This window comes from Desulfobotulus mexicanus, assembly GCF_006175995.1.
Taxonomy (GTDB): Bacteria; Desulfobacterota; Desulfobacteria; order Desulfobacterales; family ASO4-4; genus Desulfobotulus; species Desulfobotulus mexicanus.
This window is the reverse complement of record NZ_VDMB01000006.1, coordinates 36703-60632: the sequence shown is the minus strand read 5'-3', so window position 1 is coordinate 60632 and position 23930 is coordinate 36703. Positions and strand designations below refer to the sequence as shown.

Below are 23930 nucleotides of genomic sequence, written 5' to 3'. Positions count from 1 at the left end.
AAAATAATTTGGAGTTCTATGATTGCCTATCTGGAAGGCACCCTTTTTAAAAAGGAAGAAGATCGTATTCTTTTGCTTGTGCAGCAGGTGGGGTATGAAATATTTCTTCCGGCTGTAGTTCTGGAAGCCTTGAAGGAGAAGGAAGCAGGTACGCCCTTGGCTCTTCATGTCTACTATTATCAGACAGAACGCCAGCCCCGTCCTGTCCTTATAGGTTTTCATGCTGAAAAAGAAAAAGAGTTCTTTCAGATGTTTCTTACTGTGGAAGACATAGGACCAGTTAAAGCTGCCAAGGCTTTTACCCAACCTGTTTCAGAGATTGCCCGTCTGATTGAAGCAGGAGATGTAAAAGGTCTTTCTACCCTTAAGGGTATTGGAAAACGAACAGCCCAGAAAATTGTCGCAACATTGGGGGGAAAGGCGGAACGTTTTCTCGATTTTGCTGTTACCAAAGAGGATAAAACAGTCGCTGCTTCAGAGGTTTACGCAAAGGATCTGATTCCAGTTGTAATTCATGTGATGACGGATCAGCTGGGTTATAAAGCCATGGAAGCGGAGAAACTGATTCATTCGGCTTTGAAGCGTTGCCCTGAGATAAGCAGCCCTGAGGATCTGCTGGAAGAAATTCTTAGGGGCAATATGCCGGGAGGCAGTAATGGCAGATGAATCCGGTTCCCCCCTTCTGTATTCATCTGGCGTTCGGGGTGTGATGAGTCCGGAAGAAAAACCCGAAGAAGAGATGGAAGCACATCTTTCCCTGCGTCCAACCCGTCTTCAGGAATATGTAGGTCAGTCTGAAACCGTAGAAACCCTTGAAATTGCCATTACTGCGGCCCAAAAAAGGGGAGAACCCCTGGAACATGTTCTTTTGCATGGGCCCCCCGGCCTTGGAAAAACAACCCTTGCCCATATTATTGCCAATGAGATGGCTGGACGCCTGACCCTTACTTCGGGACCTGCCCTGGAAAAGGCCGGAGACCTTGTGGGAATTCTTACCCATCTTGCCGATGGAGACCTTCTTTTCATTGATGAAATACACAGGCTGCCAAGGACTGTGGAAGAGTTTCTTTATTCTGCCATGGAAGATTTTGCCATAGATTTTGTCTTTGACAAGGGTGTGCATGCGCGTAGTCACAGATACCGCCTGAACCGATTTGTTCTGGTGGGGGCAACCACAAGGGTGGGCCTTCTGTCTGCTCCCTTGCGGGATCGGTTTGGAATTTTCAGAAGCCTTGATTTTTATAATGAAGCGGATCTGGTACGTATTGCCCTGCGCTCTGCAACTCTTCTGGGAATTCCGGTACTTCGTGAAGGTGCTGAAATGCTGGCAAAACGCAGTCGTGGGACGCCACGGATTGTTAACCGTCTTCTGAAGCGGGTACGGGATTATGCCGAGGTTCGTGGAGATGGTAAAATTCGTGCCGTCACGGTGCATGAGGCCCTGGCTCTGGAAGGAATTGATGCCATGGGACTGACGCCTCTGGACCGGCGCTATCTGCGGACCATACTGGATTTTTATGCCGGAGGTCCCGTGGGGATTGAAGCCATTGCTGCAACTTTGCAGGAAGAAAGTGATACGCTGGTGGATGTAGTGGAACCTTATCTGCTCAAGACAGGATTTGTGATCCGGACATCTGCGGGGCGACGTCTGGGGGCTCCAGCCTATGCTCATCTAGGGCTTGGCGAACCCTGTTAAAGATGCACAGGCACTAACTATTGTAACGTCACTTGCAAACAGCCTTGGAGTTTTAAAAGAAACTGTGCTGAACAGTTACGTTTTTTAAACAATGTCGCACTGGTTTGATGTAAGACGGAAGTTGTTATCGGTGAGGTGTCAGGGTTTTGTGCCCATGACTTGGAATAAATACCATAGGTGGTGGGGAAACATATATTCTATGCGGTACGTGAAGGTGTTTTTTCTGGGATTATGCTCCGTTTTTTTTGCAGTAAATTTTTTTGTTCATGCACAGGTTCCGGATGTTTTTATCTATACAGAGTCACGTCCCTTTACGGCTGTTGTGGTAGAAAAGGCGACACAGCGGTTGTGGGTGTATGGTAAAGATGAAAATGATCTTCTTTATTCAAGGCACAACTTTCCATGCTCCACCGGTGAGGCTGCAGGGGATAAACGTCTTGAAGGGGACAGAAAAACTCCGGAAGGGGTTTATTTTTTTCTGACTGAGTATGAAGAGCGCTTTCTGGCTCCGATTTATGGAACAGGTGCCTTTCCCATTGATTATCCAAATTTTATGGATCAGAGGGAAGGCAGAACCGGCAATGCCATTTGGCTCCATGGAACCAATAAAGCCCTGCGACCCATGGACAGCAATGGCTGTGTGGCCCTTGAAAACCATAACCTGGATGCCATGAAAAGGGACATAAGGCTTCTCAGGACTCCCATGATTATCGTCGAAAATCTTGGTTTCCATGGGGCATATCCACAGGAAAAGGAAGCTGAAAATTTAAAGAAGCTGATTCATGACTGGAAAAATGCGCTCAGAGGAGAATCCTACCATGCCTATCTTTCTGTGTATTCTGTAGATTTTCTCCCGGATATTTCCTGGTGGCCTGACTGGATGCTGTTAAGGGAAGAGCTTGAAGCTCAGAGCATGGATTTTACTTTTTCTGTTCAGAAGCTGGATCTTTTCCGTGTGGATAACCGGGTTACGGGAATATTTGATCTTTTTGTAAAGGCAGGAGAAACAAGTAAAAATCTTGGGACAAGGCTTCTTTATCTGGAGCCGGATTCAAGGGGTGATATGAAGATAGTCGGGGATCCCTGGTTGGCAGCCCCCGAATCGTTCATACCTGTGGGTGACCCTTTAATGGCAGGCCTGAGCTCTTTTGGGAAGGACTGGAATGCAGAGGTTCTTATTGCAAGCATGGTGGATGACTGGCTTACGGCCTGGTCCAGCCAGAAAATAGAACCTTATGGTGCGTTCTATGCAGAAGGTTTCCGTTCTCAGGGCCGGAATCGACGGGCATGGCTTCGATATAAGGATGGCTTGAACCGCCAGTATGATTATATCCGTGTAAAACGGGAAGGGCCTCTGGATATCCGCATGCGGGGAGCAGGAAGGGCGGAAGTACGTTTTGTACAGAAGTACGAGTCCAGTGGTTTTGAAACCCGGGGCCGTAAGCGGCTTGACCTGATACGTGAGGACGGGCGATGGAAGATTTACAGAGAGATTTGGGAAGGTTGAAAAACGAGCATTCGAAACTGCCATCCATGGAAAGTTCGCCGCGGGAAAAGTGGAGCTTTCTTCTGGTGGGAAGTCGGGGACGTGTGCTGCGCCTGCACCTTGGGTGGGGGCTGGCCATGGCTGTCGGCTTTGTTTTTTTCATGCTGCTGATGATTTCCGGAGCCTTGTATCTGTTCAAATGGGAATGGGATTTTGGTGATAAATATGCTTTTTATGGCGGGCTTGAGCAGGAAATACAGGCTTTACAACGGGAAAATAAACGATTGATGGCCAGGGTGGCTTCCCTTGAAATTACCCTGGAAAATCCTGACACCTACTTTGGGGAAGAGGACAGCTGGTCTAAGGTATGGGGTGTTTCGGAGCAAGGGGAGGTATCGATTCCTGAAGTTATACAGCCGAAGAAAATGCCCCCGGAACTAACCGGCGCTCCTCCGGTTCCCGAAGTTGATATAGCCTTTCCCATGGTGACCCTTGACAGTTATCGGGCAGGTATCCGGGGTGAGACCTATGGTGCTTCTTTTAACATCCGGAATATCCGTAACGATGCCGTTGTTTCAGGCTACATTGTATCGGTTCTGATACCAAAGGAGCCCTCTTTCCTTTATCCTGCATCGCCTGCCATGGAAGTGCAGAATGGAAGGCCCATGGATCCTAAGCGGGGTCAGTTTTTTTCCATCCGCAATTTTAAGGACGTCCGCTTGCGTTTCGGGCATCTGGACCCTGATCTCTTTCAGGCTAATCGTATTTTTGTATTTAATGAAGCCGGAGCACTGATGCATGTTGAAGACTTTGAAGTTGTCGATAATCCGTAATTGTCTGTTTTTTGGTATGTTCTTTCTTTTTGTATTATGGGTTCAGGTTGCTGCTGCCAATTGTGGGGTGCGGACCTGGTTCGCAGACACGGAATATCCTCTGGATGTTTACCGTATCTGCGGGAAAAAAGAAGGAAAAACCCTGATGGTTATCGGTGGTATCCAGGGAGATGAGCCAGGAGCTTTTCTTGCTGCGGACCATTATGTGGACATGGCCCTTGAAAAGGGCAATCTTATTCTTGTTCCAAGGGCCAACTTCTCTGCCATTCTGGAATACCGCAGACAGATACATATGGACATGAATCGCAGTTTTGGAGAAGCAGTGAGGCAGGATACCTATGAGATCAGGGTGGCGGAAATTCTAAAGGCTCTGATGGGAGAAAGTGATCTTCTCTTAAATCTTCATGACGGATCAGGTTTTTATTCGCCGGTGTGGATTTCTCAGGAACGGAATCCTTTGAGATATGGACAGTCTCTGATTGCCGACGCTGCCCTTTACCCTGGAAAAGACGGGGCTCTTCTGGATCTTGCTTCCATCGCAGGGTTTGTTGTGGATAAAATTAACCTGCAGATTGCAAATGATCTGCATCATTTTCATTTCAATAACCACCGAACCCTTGAAGAGGACTCACCCCACAAAGAACAGCGGAGTTCAGCAACTTTTTATGCCTTGACCCGGCATGGTATTCCTGCCTTTGGTGTGGAGACCAGCAAGTCCCTTGTGCTTGAAGAAAAAATAAAACACCATATTTATGCAATTAATGCCTTTATGGAATATCTTGATATTATTCCGGAATATCCTTATGTGCGGACGGAGTCTCCGGTACTGGATTATCTGATTATTGAGATGGAAGGCTCACCTCCCATTGTGGTGGGTAAGAATGAGGTTCTTGAGGTTCCCTTAGGGACTGTCATTCGTGTTTCCCATGTCGCGGCAAATTATTCCAGGGGTTTTTCCGTACGCATGGACGGTTTTGAGGGTAAAAACCTTTTGGGTGAAGCACTTGTGATTGAAAAGCCTGCACGGATTCGTGTTTTTAAGGATCACGAGCCCTGTGGTTCAGTGGCTGTTTTGCCCGTAGAAAAAAAAGTTAAGCCGGATTATGCCGTCAGTAAGCCCGAAGGAGAAGGCCTTTATTATCAGGTCCGTATAAACAGAGACCTGATGTGGATCGAAGATGGCAGCCTTCTGGATGTGCCCCATGGCGCTGTTTTTGAAATTGTTAAGGTTGAATCCGGTGTTATTGATCCTGTGGACCTTGTGGTGAATTTTAAGGGTTTTGTGCCGCCGGATGTAGATGTGAATACAGGGGAGGACCGGGGGTATCCCATTGACACGGCAAAGGATCTCTGGATTCGCTACTCCGAAGGTCACGGGGGGAAAATTTATCCGGTGGAGACTTCACTTAAGGGAGAAAGAATTGGTGGCTTCAGGATTCGTCTGGTTACAGGAGCTGTTTCCGGACAGGATGCTGTAGATCCTTAAAGGTCTGTTTATAATGGATCAAGAACGGTCAACGGAAATCTTTTTGTATCTGGTCGCCCTTGTACCGGATTCTGCCATGTCAGAATTTGCTGCAGGACGATGAGGAGGGCACCATGAAAGAGATGTGGCATCGTTTGTTTGTTAAGAATATGGCCCGGGACCAGAAGGATGGAGAAGGGGCCAGCTCTGTTTCCGGGGCCTTGGTGCCCTCCCTTTCAGCCGGGAATCAAAGGAGAATACAGGTGGGCAAGGTAAAAAATTTATCAATTATTGACAGTGACCTTCGGGTGGAAGGCGTTCTCAATGCAAAGGGACGGCTGGTGATTAAAGGGATGGTGAAGGGTACCATCGCCGGAGCAAGCGTTGTTATTGCTGAAGAGGGAAGGGTTTATTGTGATGCCACCGTGGAAGAGTTGACCATTGGTGGTATTTTCGAAGGAAATATTCAGGCCCGGGAGCGGGTGGTGATCCTTGCCACGGGTAAATGTGCCGGGACTGTGACCTGCAAGGATCTTGTGGTGGAGAGCGGAGGCATTCTTAATGCCGAAGTGACCTGTACCCGGGAAAGAAAAGATGAGAGAGGGTTGCTGGAAGAAAAGCCAAAGGAAAACAAGCATGGAAAGATGCAGGAAGATAAGCCTAAGGAGAAAGACGATAAAATCCGACAGGTTCTTTGAACTGTTTCTCCTTTTTACGTAAGTATTCAGCGCAATTTATTTTGAAATTCCAATGCTGTAATTGCAGCATCTTTGTGCTGTTGTAAGGTGTCTGTGCATCTGTCAGGCAGTTATTGGAAGTTGAAATAAAATATGCTGAATGCTTATGGGCCATTGAGAATTGCATTGATATCTGCATCTGCATTGGCAAAGGCGGCAAAGGTAATATCAGAAAAGTTGTATCCGTGGTGCTGAGCCAGACTTTCAAAAAGGGCGCGATAGCTGAGGGTAATACGCTGATCCCATTGAAGTCCCAGGATGTCTGCAGCTTCCCGGATGGCTGTTTTTTCCCCTTCGAGTTCTACAAAAAAACCAAAGGGCAGTTCGTCCAGACAGATTTCCACCTGTTGGAGCAGAAAGGTTTCCCTGAATTTTTCATAGATTGTTTTGTGTGTAAAGCCTAGGGTTGTAAAGGCTTTTTCTGCGTTATCAAAATCTCCAATGCTGGTTTCTGTTTCCCTGAGCACTTTGAATTCTCCATCCTGTCTTATACGGGGAGTGCTTTTGACGGTTAGGGTACAGGTGTCAGTCTGTCTCAGACGCAGCAGCACCCCTTTTTTTCTTAATTGCAGATCCGGTGTATCCAGAAGAATATTTTTTTCAAAGGCCCTGCCTTGGGAGATGGAATTTTTTGAAAGAATCCGGTTGCGGAACTCCAAAGGCTCTGATATATAGAATTTCACTTCGATTTCGAGGTCATTTTCCAAAAGATGCTCTCCGTGAATCGGGTTAATACAGCAGTTATGGGCAGGCCGGTGACCTGCTTTTTTTATGTGCCTGTTTAACCGGGCACGGGTCTTTCGTCAATCTTTGGATTGCCCCGTTTCCGAAGATAAATGGTTTTTTCCATTGACGGAATTCCTTAAAATGTATAGGAAATTTTGTTATTTTAATCGGGAGTGACAGCGGTGAAAAAATATACCTACAGTGCAAAAAAAGAAGACAACCAGGGAAAGTGGTGGGTCATTGACGCAGAGGATATGGTCCTTGGTCGTCTGGCATCTCTGGTGGCGGCCCGCATCCGTGGGAAGCACAATCCCCTTTATACTCCCCATGTGGATACTGGGGATTCCATTGTGGTTGTGAACATTGAAAAGGTCCGTCTGACGGGTAGAAAATGGGCAGATAAGACCTATTACCGTCACAGCGGCTATACGGGTAATCTCAAATCCATAACCGCAGAAAAGCTTCGGGAAAAACGACCTGAAGATCTTCTGCGTTTTGCTGTCCGGGGTATGCTGCCCAAAAACAGTCTGGGCCGTACGCTCCGTAAGAAATTGCATGTATATGCCGGTCCGACGCATCCCCATGCGGCGCAGCAGCCGGAAGAACTTAAACTGCAGTAACCCGAAGATATCCGGAGTATTCATATGGAACAAAACAGTTTTTACGCTACTGGAAAACGTAAAACCTCCATGGCCCGCACTTGGATTCGTCCAGGATCCGGTAAAATTGTGGTCAACGGCATGGAAGTTGAGAATTATTTCAGAATTGATACCCACCGTCTGATTCTTGGCCAGCCCCTTTCCATTACGGAAAGAACGGATCGCTATGATGTTACGGTAACCGTTAAGGGTGGTGGTATTTCCGGTCAGGCTGGTGCTGTCCGGCATGGTATTACCAAGGCCCTTGTGGAGGCGGAACCAGAGCTTCGGGCTATTTTGAAAAAAGCCGGCTTTATTACCCGTGATGCCCGGGCCAAAGAACGTAAAAAGTATGGTCAGCGCGCTGCCCGTGCACGTTTTCAGTTTTCCAAGCGCTAATTTTATATTTCAGCAATTGTTGTTTTACTTAAAAAAGGCGGGCCATCAGGTCTGCCTTTTTTGATTTTGGGGCAGGTGCTCAGGTCCCTGCCCTGAACCTTTTCAAGGTGTAGAGAAACCATGACCATAAGGATTGCAATCAATGGATATGGCCGAATCGGGCGATGTGTACTCCGTGCCCTTTATGAGTCTTCCGGTGATAGATCATTGCGTATTGTGGCCATTAACGAGCCTGCGGATATTTCCGTTATGGCTCACCTTACCCGTTATGATTCCACCCATGGCCGGTTTTCAGGTACAGTGGGCTTTGATGAAGATGCGCTTTTTGTCGAAGATGATATCATTACAGTGACCCGACAATCCACCATAGAAGGTTTGCCATGGGGCAGGCTGGGGGTGGATCTTGTAATGGAATGCACGGGGCACTGGATTAGCAGGCAGGATGCAGAAGCCCATAAGGCCTGTGGCGCAAAGAAAGTGCTTTTTTCCTGTCCAGCAGCTCCGGATGTGGATGCCACCGTGGTTTTTGGTCTGAATGAGAAAAGCCTGTCCGGATATGAAACTGTTGTTTCCAATGCATCCTGCACTACAAATTGTATCTGTCATCTGATCCATGCTCTGGATCAGTCTCTGGGTATTGTTTCCGGTGTTATTACGACAACCCATGCCATGATGAATGACCAGCCTGTGATTGATGCTTATCACCATGGGGATCTTCGACGTACAAGAAGTGCTGGTTATTCCATTCTTCCGGTGGAAACTGGTCTTGCCCGTGGCCTTGACCGGATTTTCCCCCATCTGAAAGGCCGTTTTCAGGCGGTCAGTCTTCGAGTACCTACCATGAATGTTTCTTTGATGCAGTTGACCGCAAGGGTCGAAAAGACTGTGGACAGAGAAGGTGTCAATGTAATTTTAAAAGAGGCTGCATGTAAAAAGCCCCATGTGATGGGATATGGGGAGGATATGCTGGTTTCCTGTGACTACAATCATGATGCCCGTTCTGCCATTGTGGATGGGACACAGACCCGCGTGGCAGGAGGACATCTCGTAACGGTCATGGCATGGTTTGATAATGAGTGGGGATATGCCAATCGTATGCTGGACACAGCTGCTGTTCTTGGGCAAGGAACTGATCCTGGCTGAAACAGGATTGTCTGCTCTTTGGCTGTACTTTAGTTTTTTTAGTTTTGTCCGATATATTTCCCATGAATCGTTTGTACCGGATGTTCTTATCCGGATTTATTCTACCAGCGATGCCGGGAATTGCCCATGCTTCGAACTCCATATTTACTGATGATTATTTTTATCTCTGCCTTGATGCTGACTCAGGAGTCTATGGCTGGGCCTCCTGATTTTCGTCTGGTACGCTGGGGAATGGGAAAAATTGCCGTAATGGCGGCAGAGAAAAATGTTCCGGAGCCGGTGTCAGGTCCATATCTGGCTTATAGGATCTGGCTGCTGGATCAGGAAGTTTTTTTGAGGTATCGTTTTGTGGAAAACAGGCTGCTGGAAGCAAGATACGTTTTTACACAAAACTCTTCCTACGGAGAAGAAAAAATCAGGCAGGTACTGGAAAGTAAATATGGGGCTGGAAAAACAGAATCAGAAGATCAGTCTCGATGGATTTGGGAGACGGAAAGAACAAAAATTCTGATGGATAAAACCGATGAGGGCTATCCCAGGGTTTTGTATACAGGCAAGGAGATGGCCCTCTGGTTTAATGATCGTCAGCAAAACCGTTTGCAGGAAGAGAAGGCAAAGATTCTGGATATGTTTTGAACCCATGGTTTTTTAAGGACATGCATCCGCTGTTGCGGGGCGGGCTGGTAAAACGGATCAGGCATTATGCTAGGACGGACATATGACACTGTGGAAATCCGCCATACTGGTAGTCTTTCTGGTGGGACTGCTTGCGCCTGTTTCTTTATATGCTGAGGAACCGCCTGCATGGCGTTTGCGGGACAGGGCCTTTCACGGGGAAGATAAAAACTGGCAGAAGAAAGATAAGAACCCTGAGGTCCGGTGGAGACAAAATGACCGCTCTTTTTTTACGAGGGATGAACAATGGCAGCGTAAGGCAGATCCAGTATTTTTGGAGAGAGACAGGGAGTGGATTCGCAGGGAAGGTATTCTATGATTTATTTTGTAATGAAAAATGAATATACTGAGAGAGCGCTGTCAGGGCATCGTCTGGTTGAAAGGAGCTGCTGCTCAGTGTAGGAGCTAAGAATTCAGTATATTGTGCAGGGGCAGGACAGGTATTTTATGGTTACGAAATTATCCGGGATATAATCTAGGGAAAATTGAGATTGTGTCCCTGAAATCAGGAGGCCTGATGATCCGTGTGGTTTTTAACCAGAAGGGGGGAGTGGGGAAGTCCACCATTGCCTGTAATCTGGCCGCTGTGGCCGCAAGCAGGGGAAAACAGGTTCTTGTGGTGGACCTGGACAGTCAGTGTAATGCTTCCCAGTATCTTTCGGGAAGCAGTGGTGTTCCGAATACAGGAATTGCCGACTTTTTTAAAGATCATCTTTATGTGAGTTTTTTTCCTTCGAAAAATTTTGAATCCGTAATCCATGCCACTCCCTTTGATGGCCTTTTCCTTGCCGCTGCCAGTCCGGATCTGGAGGAGATGGGACCTAAGCTGGAAAGTCGGTATAAAATGTTCAAATTAAAGGAAGCATTACGGCGTCTGGAAGGATTTGATGAGATTTATGTGGATACACCGCCTGCTTTGAATTTTTTCAGCCGATCTGCTCTGATTGCTGCGGATGCCTGCCTTGTTCCCTTTGATTGTGACACTTTCAGCCAGTATGCCTTGCAGACCCTTGCCCGGGGTATTGAGGAAATACGGGCAGATCATAACGAGAGTCTTCATATTGAGGGCGTGGTTATCAATCATTTTCAGGCGAGGGCAAGTTTTCCGGCAAAGGCCGTGGCTATGGTAAAGGAAGAGGGGTATCCTGTTTTTCCCGCATATATTTCTTCATCCATAAAAATTCGTGAGTCTCATTTTGCAGGGCAGCCTATGGTATATTTCGATCCAAAGCATAAGCTGAGCCAGGAGTTTGAAGCTTTATACTGTTGTCTTTCTTAAAAAAAGTTTTTTTCAGTGTTTATATTTTTGGTCGTGTACAGGTATTGCTGGTATGGTTTGGTTAATGATTTACAAAATCAATGTCTTGCTGAGTTTTTAGCCGGGATTGTAAAACGAGTTCGAAAACATTGATTACAATCGATTTATGTTAACGGAAGATGGACACACCTTATAATTAAGGTGTATATTAATTAAATGTCTTGCATGCTATAGTTCAGGAAAGGTTTGTTTTAAGTATGGATAGTGTTGTCTGGGGTGTTTTAGTTGGTTTTTTTCTGGGAAGTTTCGGTTATATTCTAACCCGGTTCATTATATCTCCTGTATTTCAGTATAGAAAACTCAAAAAAAAGATAGCTGCGGATCTTAAAATTATTGAGAGAAGTTCAAGAAAAGATGTTTTAAACAAGGTGGATATTTCAAGGATAGACGGACTGCGGTTGCATGCTAAAGTCCTTATCCATCAGATGGAGCTTGTGCTTCCACTCTGGTTCAGGCTTTCCCTTGAAAGGCAGAATGAAAATCCCCTTGAAGCGGCTTCTGAAATGATGACACTATCCGGAATCCGTACTCCTGAACATATGGAAAAAAGGATTCTTACGGTTCGCAGATATCTGCGGATTCAGGCCTGATCAGAGAAGGCGGCTTGAGTATCTTTTCTGCCTGCGGCCCCAGAAAAAACCGAGGAAAAGTCCGCCAAACACGAGGCTTCCTCCAATGAGCAGGGCCTGGTTACGGGTTTGTGTACGTAGGGCTATATTTTCATGGAGCAGAGTATCTCTTTCTTTTTCGAGGTGTTCTGCTTTTTCTTTGAGGTTAAGGTAGCCTGCGGAGTCTCTGATAATCTCTTCAAGTTTTTTTTGGGTTTCATCTAGAAGATCAGTGCTTTGGGCAAGGGCTTCTTTAAGATGCATGCGCTCCTGTTCCACTTTTTCCAGTGCATCGAAGGTGCTGGTAAACCGTTCTGTCAGGTTACGGTTTTCATCTTCAAGTTGAAGAACCTGTATTCTGAGCGGAAGTTTCCGGGTCAGGTATCTGCTTAATACCCATCCCTTTGTGGAGGCTGAGTCAAGGGTCTGAATATGGGACCATCCATCATTTTCTTCCAGTATTTTTACAGGGTGTCCGGATTCAATGAAGCGCAGGATTCTGTGAGCGGTGGTGGGGCCTCTACGGACGCTTATTTCAAGGGAGTCTGTCACATAGGCCTGCTCTGCGTGAAGGGAAGAGGGAAGACCTGGGACGAAAAGGAAAAAAAATAAAAGAAAAAAAGAGTAACGCATGAAATCCGGTCCTTGTGGGAAAACCTGCTCGCAGGAAATTGTTGGAAAAGGGTTTCTTTGTTTGTGTTCTGCCAGAGATATATTTTTCAGTCAGCCTTTCCGGAGTGTATAAGTAAGGGCGCAAGCCATGACAACTATGGACAGGGCCATGTGGCTATTCTGATAGGATTTTATAGCTGGAAATGAAGGAAAAGTAAATCTGGATCATGGCCGTCTGGCTTTTGCTGTCCCCTGACATAGACTTTTTCGCAGGAAAAAAAACGTGATTATTTTATGGAAATGACGCAGGGAAATTTTTCTTTTGATGCCATTGGTGAGGTTCATTCCTGTTTTCTTGAAAAATTCGGGATTCCAAGGCAGGCTGGCCTTGCGCCTTCTGCCTTTGCTGAAATCCATTTGCGGCCTGAATATGCTTCGGAGGAGGCTGTTCGGGGACTGGAAAAATTTTCCCATATCTGGGTTCTTTTTATTTTTCATGCCCATCTGGGAGCAGGCTGGAAGCCCACCGTGAGACCGCCACGGCTGGGAGGAAACAGACGTATGGGAGTTTATGCCACCCGGAGCCCTTTCCGCCCTAATCCCATAGGTCTTTCTGTGGTCAGGCTTGACAGGGTTTCGGTAAATGATGGTAGTGTGGTGCTTTTTGTCTCTGGCGGAGATTTTGTGGACAGGACACCTGTTTTAGATATCAAGCCCTATCTTCCCTATGGAGATGCTGTTGAGGGGGCATCAGGAGGCTTTGCTGTGGATTGTCCGGAATCCTGCCTGGATGTATATTTCAGTCCGGCCGTTCATGCACAGTGCCGGGCCGATGTCCTTGCCGGCAGACGGGATTTAAGGCCTCTGATTTCTGAAATTCTCTCCATGGACCCTCGGCCAGCTTATTCCAGAAGATCCGGCCCTTTTGGAACAAAGATAGCCGGGTATGAGGTGCGGTGGTTTTTCAGGGAGCAAGGTGTAGAGGTGACAGAGCTTTTTCCTCTTTAAGCCGGATTGAATACCCTTTATGGGCTGTTTGTTTTCTGGCAGACCGGCGATTTTTTGACAGTGTGCCGCTGTTTTTGGCTGTTCAGACGGACCGCATAGAGTATAGGTGCACAGGCCCCAGGCTATTTGCCGTGACGCAATCCGGCACTCAAGCTGAAAGGCCCAAGCCCCTTACGGGAGCAAAAGTGCTTAGGGATCTTGAGTGCCGGACAAAGCTCTGATCCGAAACGATTGCAATGTCACTTGCAAACAGCCACGGAGCCTTGCAACAGTACGAAGCTGCTGCAACTATAGCATTGGCAGTTCGGAATAAACTGTTCTGAATAATTACAAATACACTTTTAGTGAGGCTATGGTCCGGTTTTTGCTTTTTGATAGGCAAAGGAAATAAGGTGGCCAGCCGGGCACCTGCAGGGGTCTTGAAAAAGACCCTGTCTTTTAACGGAGGCCCCAAGGAGGAAGTCTGTCATGGAGATCATCGGTATTGATGTTGGATTTGGATTCACAAAAGTTACCAACGGCCGCAAGTCTTTATGTTTTAAATCGGTTTTGGGAGAAACTACTGACATTCAGTTCTCCACCGGTCTTGGCAACAAGGAGATTGTGGATAATCTCCACGTAAGTGTGGATGGTAAGGGGTATTTTATTGGTGATTTTGCCATTGCCCAGTCTTCCGTCAGGCAATTTACGCTGGATCAGGAACGCCTTCTGGAAGATTTTTTGCCGGTTCTTTCACTTACGGCAGCTGGTCTTTTTGCCGAAGAGGGTATCACGCTCAATGTCGTGACAGGTCTTCCCGTTGTTTTTTTAAAGCAGGACTATGAAAAAATGATAAAAGCCATGTCCGGTAAGCATCAGCTTGTGTATCACTGGCCGGACGGGAGTCGTGAAAGCCGTGATGTGACTATTAATGGGGTACAGATTATGCCACAGCCCCTGGGTACGGTTTTTGGTCTTCTCATGGATGAAAATGGTCGCCTTGTCAACCGGGGAATGGCGGATAAAAAAATAGGTGTGGTGGATATAGGGTTCAGAACTACGGATTTTCTTGTTTTTGATCGTATGAGCTATATCGAACGCAGCAGCTCAACGGTGGATATGGGCATGTCCCGAAGCTTTATGGCCATATCAGAAAAGCTCAAAAGGGAATCCGGTGTGCAGGTGGAACTGTATCGTTTGTATGAGGCCGTGGAAAAGGGGACCATACAGATTCGGGGTAAAGAATATCATATTGCTAATCTCAGGGATCGGGTTTTTGCAAGGGCGGCTGAAGAGCTTGCGGGTGAAATTGGACGCCTTTGGTCCGATGAATGGGATATGCACGGGGTTATTCTGACGGGAGGCGGGAGTCAGGCACTTTCTTCTTTTCTTGCTCCTAAACTTGAAATTCCCGTGTTGCCGACGCTTGAAAAGGTTACAGATCCAAGATTCTATAATGTGGACGGATATCTTCGTTTCGGGAAGAGCAAATGGCGGAAAACTCCTGTTCCTTTGCCTTCTGCTACTGCTGTCCCTGCTTCAGCAGCTGCAGAATCTTCTGCAACTCCCTCCAGTGCTGCTGGAAGATCATAGTCCGGTGGTAAGGGGACTTCATGGGGATTTTTTATTTAAGGATAATGCAGGTACTGCTTTATGGCAGGATACCCGTGTCATCCTTTTTTTGTCCGGGCTACGAAGTTTAATTGAATACACTGGAAGAACAAATCTTAAAATTAAGGAAAACGTTGGGAGATCTGCTGGAAACCATCGAGTATATCAAAAAAAATTTCCACAAGCTCAGGGTCGAACTGGGTCCCTTTACCTTCCCTTATCACTTCCAGTACACGCTCTTCTTTCCAGGCTTTTTTGTATACCCGCTGATGGGACAGGGCATCATAGACATCTGCCAGTGAAACAATTCTGCCGAAAATGGGGATTTCTTCTCCCTTGAGCCCCAGAGCTTTTCCGCTTCCGTCGGTTTTTTCAGGCAGGGGAAGCCCCGTTGTAATGTCTGTATGGCCGGGATATCCTTTGCCATCCCATCTCTCATGGTGGGTTAGAGCCACCTCTGCTGCGTCATTGTCAAAGTCTGAATGAACATCAAGAAAAAGTCTGGCTCCATGGAAAGTATGGGTTTTCATGGTTTCGAATTCTTCTTCTGTCAGTCGTCCGGGTTTTTTCAGGATGCCGTCAGGTATGGCAACTTTACCCACGTCATGGAGCATGGCAGCCATACGGAGACGATCTCTTTGTCGTTCAATGACAGTTTTATCCATCCCTCTGCGTTTTGCCCAGGCTTCATATAGCAGTACGGAATAGCTGGCAACCCGATTGACATGGGCTCCGGTTTCCTTTGGATCCCTCATTTCTGCCATCTGAATCATGCGCAGGAGGATGGAGCGTGTTAGGCTGGCCCGCTCCAGAGCCATGGAAGCGATGGATGCAAAATGTTTCAGTATGCGGGTATCTTTATTTTTGAAGGGGCGGACCATGTTTTCCGGCCCCATGGGGTTGAGAATCTGAAGAACACCAAGAACCTTCTGGTTGATATCCCGAAGGGGGAGGGTATACATGGAGCGGCTCCTGTAATGTGCCCGGATATCAAAGGAACGGGAAAAGCGGTAGGGGGCTGTTTCGGGGATCTGATATACATCATCAATGCACAGGGCCTGATTGTGTAAAGCAACATAGCCTGCAATGCTTCTGTCATCTATGGGGAGGGTGAAGCTTGTATATAATAGCTTTTCATCTTTTGCCAGCTTGCGCTGCAGGGTGTCATTCTGGGTGTAGGCAAAGCGGAGAGTGTCTTTTTCCCGGATATAGATGGAGCCGGCATCGCCATGGACAAAGGTTCTGGCTTCGGTGAGGATGCGTTCCATGAGAATGTCCAGATCCTGAATGGCTCCCAGATCGCAACCCAGTTGAAGCAGTCTGTTCCGTTGTTCATTTTCATGCATGGCGGCTCCTTTCTCTTTGTCAGCGCATACCTTCATAGGGGTACCAGTCGCCGGAACGGAGACGCTCTACCCTGTAAACAAGGGATTCTCCTGATAAGGTATCAAAGATGACCTTTCTTCCTCTGTTGCCGCCTGTATCTGCTACACTGACGGTAATTCCGGCTTTTTCCAGGAGACTCTGGGCAATGTTAATATTTTTTTCTGCAACCTTCTGGGCTTGTGGCATGGAAGCGTGGACTGCGCCACCAAAAATCATGGCTTCAAGGTGTTTTCTTGATGGTTGTTCTTTGAGAAATATGCGGATGAGTGTTGAAGTTGCCACGTTACCATAGAAGGTGGTGGCATTTTTTGCGTCCGGAGCATGGGGGTAGAGGAAATGGTTCATGCCCCCTTTTTTGTTTTTGCGGTCAAAGAGAGCCACGGCAACACAGGACCCAAGGACGGCGGATATCACTGTGCCTTCGTCCGGAATAAACAGAAAGCCGGGGCGTAAAAGATAGCTGGGCAGGATTTCCTGATTATCAGTCATGAAAGCCGCCTGTAATAGAAAAGGAGGAGGGACGATGAAAAAAAAGTCCCTGGAAATTTTATTTCAGTCATCACTTCCGTGTTTTTGCCGGTTCAGTCGGCCCATGGTAACTTTGGCCTCCCTTTCTTTGATGGCATGGCGCTTGTCATAGGTTTTTTTACCCCGTGCAAGAGCCAGAGCTACTTTCACTTTTCCCTGCTTGAAATAGAGCTTGGCAGGAATCAGAGAATAGCCCTTTTCTTTTGTTTTGCCAATCAGTTTGACGATCTCGTATTTATGCAGAAGCAGTTTACGGGTACGAAGGGGGTCGTGGTTGTTATAATAGGCATGGGTATAAGGGCTGATGTGCATCTGCATGAGAAAAACTTCACCGTTTTTTATCTGGGCGTATGCATCCTTCAGGTTGACCTGGCCGTTTCTCAATGATTTGACCTCTGTTCCCGTAAGAACGATGCCTGTTTCCATCACGTCTTCAAAGGTGTAATTATGGCGTGCTTTCCGGTTGTCCGTGATGATCTTGGTACCACTCACCTCAGTCTCCTTTTTTTACCAATAAGGCTTAGGTAAAATCCGTTTGCATGAATTTTCCGTATTTAAGTGAAATGGCGTCCATGATGTCCTGTGTCTGGCTTTTTTTAAGAAGAGATTCTGTAAAAATCTGACAATCATGGCTATCCATATTTCGTATCATATTCTTGATGGCCGGAATGGACTGGGGGTTCATGCTAAGCTCCCGGATACCCAGCCCCATCAGGACAGGAAGATGAAAAGGGTCCCCTGCCATTTCTCCGCACATGGAAACAGAAATCCCTGCCTTCTCCGCTTCATCCACAACTCGTTTGAGCATACGCAGAACAGCAGGATTAAGGGAATTGTACAGGTGAGCCACCTGGGGATTCCCTCTGTCAATGGCCAGAAGGTATTGTACCAGATCGTTGGTGCCGATGCTGAAAAAATCTACTTCATGGGCGAGTACATCAGCCATCACAACTGCTGAGGGTACCTCTATCATTATGCCCACAGGGATATCTGGGTTATTTCGTTTTTCTTCTTCGGCCAGTTCATTTGCACATTCTTTTAGAAGGGCTTTTGCTTCCATGACTTCTTCAATACAGGAAATCATGGGAAACATAATCTGTGCCTTGCCATAAGCTGCAGCTCTTAGGATGGCACGGAGCTGGGTTTTGAACACTTCTTTTTTTCTCAGGCAGAAACGGATGGCCCGCAGGCCCAGAGCTGGATTGGCTTCTTCCGGTGTAAGGGTGTAGGAGATGGCTTTGTCTCCGTTGATATCCAGAGTACGGAATGTGACAGGTGCGGGTGCCATCAGCTCCAGCACTTCCCTGTATTGTTCAAAAAGCTCTGTTTCACCGGGGAAGTTATTCCGGCTCAGATAAAGAAATTCAGTTCTTAAGAGCCCGATACCATCACCTCCGTGATCCCTCACGGAAACAACTTCTTCAGCCAGTTCAATATTGCCCAGTACCTGAATCTCCACTCCGTCGGTACTGACGGCAGGCAGATGGCTGCTCCGGGATATGGAAGCTCTGTGCTCTTCGAAACGGCGTTTTTTTCCTTCGTACAATAAAAGTGTATCGTCTTCAGGGTGGACAATAACACGGCCTGCAATGCCGTCCACAATAATAATATCGTCATTATGCAGGTTGGAAGTGGCATTGCCCAGTCCTAAAACACAGGGAATGCCCAAGGTGCGGGCAATGATGCTGGTATGGGATGCCGTGCCACCGTGGTCCGTTACAAAACCCATAACCCACTCCAGCTGAATCTGGCTTGTCTGGGCCGGAGAAATATCACTGGCTACAAGGATAACACGCTTGTTTATACTGCTGATGCTTTCTTCCTTGGCACCCATGAGATTGCGCATGATGCGGTCCGATACATGGACAATATCCGTAGACCTTCCCTGCAGATAGGGGTCTTCAATATCCTGAAACATGGCCCTGACTTCAGCTACAACATTTTTAAGGGCCCATTCGGCATTTACATTTTCCCGTTCAATGGTTTCCAGGGTACGGCCGTAAAGCATTTTATCTTTGAAAAGGACCAGATGGGTTTCGAGAATCTGTATATGTTCCTTCAGAGCTTCGGGGGTGGCCCCGATAATCTCAAGCAGTTCGTTTTTAGCGGTACGTACGGCGGTTTTAAATCGGGTGATTTCCCGGGCCTGCTGATCCTGGCTGATGCTGTACTGGGGGATAACATCCACACCCTCTCTGCCGACCATGTAAGCTTTTCCAATACATATACCGGGGGCACCGCTGATTCCCTGAAAAACGGCTTCTTTTTTTTCTCCCGTAGGCATGGGTTCTTTTATTCTCCAAATCCATTTTCGATCAGCATGGCAATGCTGTCGATAATGGGAAGATCTTCAGGATCTTCTGCGTAAAGGGTAATCCGGGCGCCTTGTCCGCAGGCAAGGGTCAGGATATCAATGATGCTGGTGGCATCCACCCGTTCTTCTTCATGGCAGATCCACACCCCTGATTTTGCAGTCTGGGCAATACGGGCAATGGCCGCAGCGGGTCTGGCGTGGATACCTGATGTATTGGTAATGGTAAGTTCTTTTGGATGCACTTTGGGTGTAAAACCATGAAGATCAAAAGGTTGTGCGGATTTCTCTTTGAAGAAACCGCTGCTGAGAAAAGCAGTCAGATTGTATACGCTTTTTTGGGGATTGCAACGTTCAAGTTTGAATCTTGCAGTGATATTATGAAACAGATATGGGGTTAAAAGGGTGTGCTTTAAAAAAATCTCTTTAAATACAATAAGGTGTAACGGGGTTTTTCTTTTGCCCCGTTACACCCCTCATGCTGCATATCCGGTTCCATATGACAGGGTACCCCGGAAAACGGAATGATTTCAATCTTGATATCTCAGATCCGTTTTCGTGGTGAGGCCTTAACTTCTGCCATCATTTACTTCATGGCATCTTTAAGGGCTTTCCCTGGTATAAATTTTGGAATTTTACGGGCAGAAATTTCAATTTCCTCCCCCGTCTGGGGATTGCGGCCCTTTCTTGCCTGACGCTCCATGGCTTTGAATGTTCCGAAACCAACGAGGGTTACTGGCTCGTTGTCGGACATGGCCTTTGTAATGGTTGCAAATATACAGTCTACTGCAGCCTGAGCATCTTTTTTGGAACTGACAACCTTTGCAACTTCTGCGACCAGATCACCCTTGTTCATGCAGAACCTCCTTGAATGTTAATCTTCGATAGTCATCGCTTTTATAGTGGCAGGACTAAACGTAGGTAGTGATTGAACGAAAGCTTTTTTATCCATAATGACTGGAAAAGAATGCGATCTTTCGGACATCAATCTTTTGGGTTTTAACAGCTACAATTATATTTATGGAAAATACAACAGGGGACAACCGAAATACTCAAAAAAAACCATGGTATTTAGGAAAGTCTTACGTATGCCTGGACAAATTACGTGCTTGTCTGGAGACTGTCAAGAAAGATTTTTATGAAATTTGGTTTGAAAATTAAAATGTTATATTGATTTTATCTGAAATATATGCATGTGGTTCCTGTGCAGCACAAGCATTCATTTGAATTTTTTAGTATAAAAAACAGGTAAACAGCGTTTCTTTAAGGATAAGATATAGCAGCTACTTTTATTCTGTGCAACCTTGATTTCCCCTGTGTTTCAGAAAATATTCCTTTTGCTGCTGCTTTTGGAAAAAGATGGTGCAGGCGCAAAAAAAACTTGACCGAAGGTCATTTTGCGGGTAGATGAGAGAAAGTTTAAAAAAAGAATAATCAATGAAAGGTTTTTATAGTGAACCAGACTTTTGCAGGCAGCTTTTATTGCTATTATTGGTGGTACTATTTTAGTATCGACCTGCCTGCACGTGCGCTGGAACAGAGAAAATAAAAACAGCAATCGTACCGAGGGTGGGTCGGCAAAACGACTCCCCACGGTGGCAATATAGGTATAATTTATAGAAGGGCCGTGGAGAGAAACTCTGCGGCCCTTTTTGCATATTTTAATATACAGGAGGCATTCAGCATGATCGGCAAACAGATTCGTATGGAACGTATCATTAACCGGGAAACGAAAAAAACAATTATTGTTCCCCTGGATCACGGTGTATCCGTGGGACCCATTGACGGTATCCGTAATCTGACCGCCACTATCCAGAAGGTGGCTGAAGGTGGTGCCAATGCCATTGTGGAACACAAAGGGCTGGTGGAGGATGGCCTTCGGGGCAGTGGTCCGGATATCGGTCTCATCATTCATCTTTCAGCATCCACCAGTCTTTCTCCCAAGCCCAATGCAAAAACCATTGTCTGCTCCGTGGAGGAAGCCATTCGTCTGGGAGCTGATGCGGTGAGCATCCATGTGAATCTCGGCAATGGTGATGAAAAGCAGATGCTCAATGACTTTGGACGTATCAGCTATGATGCGCGGAACTGGGGAATGCCGCTCCTTGCCATGATGTACCCCAGAGGGGAAAAAATTCGGGATGAGTACGACAAGGAAGCTATCAAGCATGCAGCCAGGGTGGGAGCAGAAATGGGTGCGGATATTGTGAAGGTTTCTTACACTGGTTCCGCAGAGTCCTTCCGTGAGGTGGTGGAGGGCTGTTTCAGGCCCGTTGTCATTGCCGGAGGCCCTAAAATGGACTCGGACCGTGATATCCTTGAGATGGTGAAGGGGGCAACGGATGCTGGAGGTGCCGGTGTTTCCATGGGGCGCAATGTCTTCCAGCACAAGAATCCCCGCGGTCTGGTCAGAGCTTTTTCTGCTATCATTAATAAAGGTGCCTCCGTTGAAGAGGCCATGATGATTCTGCAGGAAGAGGTTGTCTGAGGGTATTTTTTTGCATGTCCTAAGGGATACGAAAGTTGTCAATATACCTTTTTGAACCTGGTATTTCATTTCAGGCAGAGAATTTGAACTTCATATATGTGGTATATCGATGTTTTTCAAATCCCTAAGACTGTATGGATTTTTATTATTATAGGAGAGGCGGGTAAAGATGCGGGAAATATGGGTGAAAATTGCCCCTTGGAATAAGGAGCTGGTGCTCACTGCCCTTGAGGGCGGAGCCCACGGGCTCTGGGTGGAAGATGGCAGGGGGCAGGAAGTGGCTGAGCTGGCAAGGATTCCTGTGCTTGCATCGGATGGAGATTATATTCCCGGAGAAACGGCTGAAATTTTTAAAATTTCTGACGGAAGTCAGGAAGAGGCTGTGGCTGCTTTGTCTCTCAGTCGTCTTGTGGTGCTGGAGTGTACGGACTGGACCATTATTCCCCTTGAAAATCTTATTGCCAAAAAAGCGGATGTTATGCCCGTGGTGCGGAGTTTTGAGGAGGCACGCACGGCCTTTGGTATCCTTGAGGTGGGCGTCCGGCGGGTGATGCTGGATATTCAGGATCCTTTGGCCCTTCAGGCGGCCCTTTCCGGCTTGCAGGAGGTTCATGGCAGTGAAGTTCTGGAGGAGGCTGTGGTGACGGAGGTCAGGTCCCTTGGCATGGGAGACCGGGTCTGTGTGGATACCTGTACATCCATGCTGCCCGGCCAGGGTATGCTGGTGGGCGACAGTTCTTCGGCTCTTTTCCTTGTGCATGCAGAGACAGAATCCAATCCCTATGTGGCGCCCCGGCCTTTCCGGGTGAATGCCGGAGCCGTGCATGCCTATACCCGTGTGGACGGGGGGCGTACCCGCTACCTTGCCGAGCTTAAGGCCGGTGATTCAGTGATGCTTGTGGACAGTAACGGAAACACCAGTCCCGCTGTGGTGGGTAGGGTGAAGATAGAAAAAAGACCCCTCCTTCTGATCCGTGCTGAGGTTGCTGGAAGAGGTATCCATACCATTGTACAGAATGCGGAAACTATCCGCCTGACGGCACCGGGAGGCAGGCCGTTGTCCGTTGTGTCCATCAATCCCGGAGACCGTGTGCTGGTCTGTCTGGAAGAGGGTGGCAGGCATTTTGGTCATGCGGTGGAAGAAACCATTACGGAACAGTAGGGATGGGTGAAAACATGACTGAAGATATGGAAGGGGTGCGACAGGCGCTGGATCGCCTGCGTATCCGCATAGACAGCATAGATGATACCATCCTTGATCTTCTCAATGAAAGGCTGGAACTTGGGCGGGAGATAGGAGCTGTTAAGGAAAAGGCCGGGCTTCAGGTGCTGGACCGGTCCCGGGAAAAGAGTATTTTTGACCGCCTTGTGGCCCGCAGTGAGGGACGGCCTGTTTCCGATACCCTGATCCATCATTTATATGGCATTGTTATGGCTGCTACCCGTGAGGTGCAGCGTTCCCGGACCATCGCCTATCTTGGGCCGGAGGCCACCAATACCCATATTGCTGCGTTGCAGCAGTTCGATTATGCAGGCCAGTTTGTTCCCAGAACCACCATTGCCGATGTGTTTGAAGAAGTGGAAAAGGGAAGTTGTGACTATGGTGTGGTGCCCGTGGAAAACTCACTGGAAGGGGCTGTGAACCACACGCTGGATCTTTTGTTCCTCTCTCCCTTGAGTATCTGTGCGGAAACCTGCCTTGCCATTTCCCATGATCTTTTATCCCGTGAAACGGATCTTTCTTTAGTTTCCGTTGTGTATTCCCACCCCCAGGCTCTGGCCCAGAGCAGGCGCTGGCTGGCCCAGAACCTGCCCCATGCCCGTCTTGTGGAGATGGCCAGTACTGCGGCGGCGGCAAGAAAGGCAGCGATGGAGCCGGGTGCCGCTGCGGTGGCGGGTTCCCAGGCTGCGGCCATATACAACCTTCAGGTGCTGGCATCCCACATAGAGGACAGTGGTCGCAATACCACCCGTTTTCTGGTCATCGGGAGGGACGAGACTCGGCCCACGGGATCGGACAAGACAACCATCATGTTTGTTACGGCCCACGTACCCGGTGCCTTGTTCAGTGGTCTGAAGCCCCTGGCGGATCTGAACATCAACCTTGTGAAGCTGGAGTCAAGACCCACCCGTCAGGAAAACTGGAATTATTTTTTCATTGCTGACCTTGAAGGCCATCGGGAGGATGAACTCATCCGGGAGGCCATTGACAGAATGCGGCCGAACTGCCTTTTCCTGAAAACCGTGGGCTCCTATGCCCGGTGCAGTTTTTAAGGGGGAATG

General features: G+C 47.5%; 26 protein-coding genes. 18 read left to right on the top strand and 8 right to left on the bottom strand.

The window, feature by feature from the left end; all coding sequences use genetic code 11:
- The first annotated feature begins 18 nt into the window (after positions 1-18).
- The 6 genes from ruvA to FIM25_RS06510 all read left to right on the top strand — a co-directional run bounded on the left by ruvA (position 19) and on the right by FIM25_RS06510 (position 6178).
- Complete coding sequence (gene ruvA / locus FIM25_RS06535; protein WP_139447533.1) at positions 19-666, top strand: Holliday junction branch migration protein RuvA; 648 nt, start codon at positions 19-21, stop codon at positions 664-666.
- Positions 656-1696: a Holliday junction branch migration DNA helicase RuvB gene (ruvB, locus tag FIM25_RS06530; RefSeq protein ID WP_139447531.1), complete on the top strand. Its 1041-nt coding sequence runs from the start codon at positions 656-658 to the stop codon at positions 1694-1696. The genes ruvA and ruvB overlap by 11 nt, the downstream gene beginning before the upstream one ends.
- A gap of 199 nt (positions 1697-1895) precedes the next feature.
- Positions 1896-3203, top strand: a complete 1308-nt coding sequence (locus FIM25_RS06525) for a L,D-transpeptidase family protein (protein WP_179953211.1) — start codon at positions 1896-1898, stop codon at positions 3201-3203.
- A complete protein-coding gene (locus tag FIM25_RS06520; protein WP_179953210.1) occupies positions 3170-4015 on the top strand; it encodes a bZIP transcription factor in 846 nt (281 codons plus the stop codon). Before FIM25_RS06525 ends, FIM25_RS06520 begins: the two co-directional genes overlap by 34 nt.
- A complete protein-coding gene (locus FIM25_RS06515) occupies positions 3981-5501 on the top strand; it encodes a M14/M99 family metallopeptidase (protein ID WP_139447525.1) in 1521 nt (506 codons plus the stop codon). Before FIM25_RS06520 ends, FIM25_RS06515 begins: the two co-directional genes overlap by 35 nt.
- 113 nt (positions 5502-5614) lie before the next feature.
- Complete coding sequence (locus FIM25_RS06510; RefSeq protein ID WP_139447522.1) at positions 5615-6178, top strand: bactofilin family protein; 564 nt, start codon at positions 5615-5617, stop codon at positions 6176-6178.
- Between the two features lie 143 nt (positions 6179-6321).
- On the opposite strand, the gene FIM25_RS06505 is transcribed toward FIM25_RS06510, so the two are convergent.
- Positions 6322-6924, bottom strand: a complete 603-nt coding sequence (locus tag FIM25_RS06505; RefSeq protein WP_179953209.1) for a class IV adenylate cyclase — start codon at positions 6922-6924, stop codon at positions 6322-6324.
- Positions 6925-7125: 201 nt separating this feature from the next.
- On the opposite strand from FIM25_RS06505, the gene rplM reads away from it, so the two are divergent.
- The 7 genes from rplM to FIM25_RS06470 all read left to right on the top strand — a co-directional run bounded on the left by rplM (position 7126) and on the right by FIM25_RS06470 (position 11706).
- Positions 7126-7563, top strand: a complete 438-nt coding sequence (gene rplM, locus FIM25_RS06500; protein WP_139447518.1) for a 50S ribosomal protein L13 — start codon at positions 7126-7128, stop codon at positions 7561-7563.
- Between the two features lie 24 nt (positions 7564-7587).
- Positions 7588-7980: a 30S ribosomal protein S9 gene (gene rpsI / locus FIM25_RS06495; protein WP_139447517.1), complete on the top strand. Its 393-nt coding sequence runs from the start codon at positions 7588-7590 to the stop codon at positions 7978-7980.
- A gap of 120 nt (positions 7981-8100) precedes the next feature.
- Complete coding sequence (locus tag FIM25_RS06490) at positions 8101-9123, top strand: type I glyceraldehyde-3-phosphate dehydrogenase (RefSeq protein ID WP_139447515.1); 1023 nt, start codon at positions 8101-8103, stop codon at positions 9121-9123.
- 126 nt (positions 9124-9249) lie between these two features.
- Positions 9250-9759 (top strand): hypothetical protein, encoded by a 510-nt coding sequence (locus tag FIM25_RS06485; protein ID WP_139447513.1) that lies wholly within the window; start codon positions 9250-9252, stop codon positions 9757-9759.
- A gap of 82 nt (positions 9760-9841) precedes the next feature.
- Entirely contained in the window at positions 9842-10117 is a 276-nt protein-coding gene (locus tag FIM25_RS06480; protein WP_139447511.1) for a hypothetical protein, read from the top strand.
- A 174-nt stretch (positions 10118-10291) separates the two neighbouring features.
- On the top strand, positions 10292-11077 hold the full coding sequence (locus FIM25_RS06475; protein WP_246052051.1) for a ParA family protein: 786 nt from the start codon (positions 10292-10294) through the stop codon (positions 11075-11077).
- Positions 11078-11313: 236 nt separating this feature from the next.
- On the top strand, positions 11314-11706 hold the full coding sequence (locus FIM25_RS06470) for a hypothetical protein (protein WP_139447507.1): 393 nt from the start codon (positions 11314-11316) through the stop codon (positions 11704-11706).
- On the opposite strand, the gene FIM25_RS06465 is transcribed toward FIM25_RS06470, so the two are convergent.
- Positions 11707-12357, bottom strand: a complete 651-nt coding sequence (locus FIM25_RS06465) for a TIGR04211 family SH3 domain-containing protein (RefSeq protein ID WP_139447505.1) — start codon at positions 12355-12357, stop codon at positions 11707-11709.
- A 273-nt stretch (positions 12358-12630) separates the two neighbouring features.
- Between FIM25_RS06465 and tsaA the strand changes: the two genes are divergently transcribed.
- Together tsaA and FIM25_RS06455 are read left to right on the top strand one after the other, a co-directional pair.
- Positions 12631-13344, top strand: a complete 714-nt coding sequence (gene tsaA / locus FIM25_RS06460) for a tRNA (N6-threonylcarbamoyladenosine(37)-N6)-methyltransferase TrmO (RefSeq protein WP_246052049.1) — start codon at positions 12631-12633, stop codon at positions 13342-13344.
- A gap of 468 nt (positions 13345-13812) precedes the next feature.
- Positions 13813-14916 carry a ParM/StbA family protein gene (locus tag FIM25_RS06455; protein ID WP_139447503.1) on the top strand — a complete coding sequence of 368 codons (1104 nt, stop codon included), beginning with the start codon at positions 13813-13815 and terminating at the stop codon, positions 14914-14916.
- A gap of 140 nt (positions 14917-15056) precedes the next feature.
- Here the strand turns inward: FIM25_RS06455 and FIM25_RS06450 are convergent, their stop codons facing one another.
- From FIM25_RS06450 to FIM25_RS06425, 6 genes are all read right to left on the bottom strand, one after another.
- The gene (locus FIM25_RS06450; RefSeq protein WP_139447501.1) at positions 15057-16280 is read right to left on the bottom strand and encodes an HD domain-containing phosphohydrolase; all 1224 of its coding nucleotides are present in this window, start codon (positions 16278-16280) and stop codon (positions 15057-15059) included.
- A gap of 19 nt (positions 16281-16299) precedes the next feature.
- Positions 16300-16809 (bottom strand): chemotaxis protein CheD, encoded by a 510-nt coding sequence (locus FIM25_RS06445; RefSeq protein ID WP_139447499.1) that lies wholly within the window; start codon positions 16807-16809, stop codon positions 16300-16302.
- A gap of 63 nt (positions 16810-16872) precedes the next feature.
- Entirely contained in the window at positions 16873-17340 is a 468-nt protein-coding gene (smpB, locus tag FIM25_RS06440) for an SsrA-binding protein SmpB (RefSeq protein ID WP_139447497.1), read from the bottom strand.
- Between the two features lie 28 nt (positions 17341-17368).
- Positions 17369-19132 (bottom strand): phosphoenolpyruvate--protein phosphotransferase, encoded by a 1764-nt coding sequence (ptsP, locus tag FIM25_RS06435; protein ID WP_139447495.1) that lies wholly within the window; start codon positions 19130-19132, stop codon positions 17369-17371.
- 8 nt (positions 19133-19140) lie between these two features.
- Positions 19141-19404 (bottom strand): HPr family phosphocarrier protein, encoded by a 264-nt coding sequence (locus tag FIM25_RS06430; protein ID WP_139447493.1) that lies wholly within the window; start codon positions 19402-19404, stop codon positions 19141-19143.
- 341 nt (positions 19405-19745) lie between these two features.
- Positions 19746-20015: an HU family DNA-binding protein gene (locus FIM25_RS06425; protein ID WP_139447492.1), complete on the bottom strand. Its 270-nt coding sequence runs from the start codon at positions 20013-20015 to the stop codon at positions 19746-19748.
- Positions 20016-20843: 828 nt separating this feature from the next.
- On the opposite strand from FIM25_RS06425, the gene FIM25_RS06420 reads away from it, so the two are divergent.
- The 3 genes from FIM25_RS06420 to pheA all read left to right on the top strand — a co-directional run bounded on the left by FIM25_RS06420 (position 20844) and on the right by pheA (position 23921).
- Positions 20844-21647, top strand: coding sequence for a 2-amino-3,7-dideoxy-D-threo-hept-6-ulosonate synthase (locus tag FIM25_RS06420; RefSeq protein ID WP_139447491.1), 804 nt, complete (start codon positions 20844-20846; stop codon positions 21645-21647).
- Positions 21648-21816: 169 nt separating this feature from the next.
- A complete protein-coding gene (locus tag FIM25_RS06415; RefSeq protein ID WP_139447489.1) occupies positions 21817-22809 on the top strand; it encodes a 3-dehydroquinate synthase II in 993 nt (330 codons plus the stop codon).
- Positions 22810-22811: 2 nt separating this feature from the next.
- Positions 22812-23921 (top strand): prephenate dehydratase, encoded by a 1110-nt coding sequence (pheA, locus tag FIM25_RS06410; protein ID WP_246052044.1) that lies wholly within the window; start codon positions 22812-22814, stop codon positions 23919-23921.
- Positions 23922-23930 lie beyond the last annotated feature (9 nt).

Bases quoted from the DNA above. Each gene is read 5' to 3' on its own strand.
- ruvA (WP_139447533.1), top strand. From the start codon at position 19: ATGATTGCCTATCTGGAAGGCACCCTTTTTAAAAAGGAAGAAGATCGT.
- ruvB (WP_139447531.1), top strand. From the start codon at position 656: ATGGCAGATGAATCCGGTTCCCCCCTTCTGTATTCATCTGGCGTTCGG.
- FIM25_RS06525 (WP_179953211.1), top strand. From the start codon at position 1,896: ATGCGGTACGTGAAGGTGTTTTTTCTGGGATTATGCTCCGTTTTTTTT.
- FIM25_RS06520 (WP_179953210.1), top strand. From the start codon at position 3,170: ATGGAAGATTTACAGAGAGATTTGGGAAGGTTGAAAAACGAGCATTCG.
- FIM25_RS06515 (WP_139447525.1), top strand. From the start codon at position 3,981: ATGTTGAAGACTTTGAAGTTGTCGATAATCCGTAATTGTCTGTTTTTT.
- FIM25_RS06510 (WP_139447522.1), top strand. From the start codon at position 5,615: ATGAAAGAGATGTGGCATCGTTTGTTTGTTAAGAATATGGCCCGGGAC.
- rpsI (WP_139447517.1), top strand. From the start codon at position 7,588: ATGGAACAAAACAGTTTTTACGCTACTGGAAAACGTAAAACCTCCATG.
- FIM25_RS06490 (WP_139447515.1), top strand. From the start codon at position 8,101: ATGACCATAAGGATTGCAATCAATGGATATGGCCGAATCGGGCGATGT.
- FIM25_RS06485 (WP_139447513.1), top strand. From the start codon at position 9,250: ATGCTTCGAACTCCATATTTACTGATGATTATTTTTATCTCTGCCTTG.
- FIM25_RS06480 (WP_139447511.1), top strand. From the start codon at position 9,842: ATGACACTGTGGAAATCCGCCATACTGGTAGTCTTTCTGGTGGGACTG.
- FIM25_RS06470 (WP_139447507.1), top strand. From the start codon at position 11,314: ATGGATAGTGTTGTCTGGGGTGTTTTAGTTGGTTTTTTTCTGGGAAGT.
- FIM25_RS06465 (WP_139447505.1), bottom strand. From the start codon at position 12,357: ATGCGTTACTCTTTTTTTCTTTTATTTTTTTTCCTTTTCGTCCCAGGT.
- tsaA (WP_246052049.1), top strand. From the start codon at position 12,631: ATGGAAATGACGCAGGGAAATTTTTCTTTTGATGCCATTGGTGAGGTT.
- FIM25_RS06455 (WP_139447503.1), top strand. From the start codon at position 13,813: ATGGAGATCATCGGTATTGATGTTGGATTTGGATTCACAAAAGTTACC.
- FIM25_RS06450 (WP_139447501.1), bottom strand. From the start codon at position 16,280: ATGCATGAAAATGAACAACGGAACAGACTGCTTCAACTGGGTTGCGAT.
- FIM25_RS06445 (WP_139447499.1), bottom strand. From the start codon at position 16,809: ATGACTGATAATCAGGAAATCCTGCCCAGCTATCTTTTACGCCCCGGC.
- ptsP (WP_139447495.1), bottom strand. From the start codon at position 19,132: ATGCCTACGGGAGAAAAAAAAGAAGCCGTTTTTCAGGGAATCAGCGGT.
- FIM25_RS06425 (WP_139447492.1), bottom strand. From the start codon at position 20,015: ATGAACAAGGGTGATCTGGTCGCAGAAGTTGCAAAGGTTGTCAGTTCC.
- FIM25_RS06420 (WP_139447491.1), top strand. From the start codon at position 20,844: ATGATCGGCAAACAGATTCGTATGGAACGTATCATTAACCGGGAAACG.
- FIM25_RS06415 (WP_139447489.1), top strand. From the start codon at position 21,817: ATGCGGGAAATATGGGTGAAAATTGCCCCTTGGAATAAGGAGCTGGTG.
- pheA (WP_246052044.1), top strand. From the start codon at position 22,812: ATGGGTGAAAACATGACTGAAGATATGGAAGGGGTGCGACAGGCGCTG.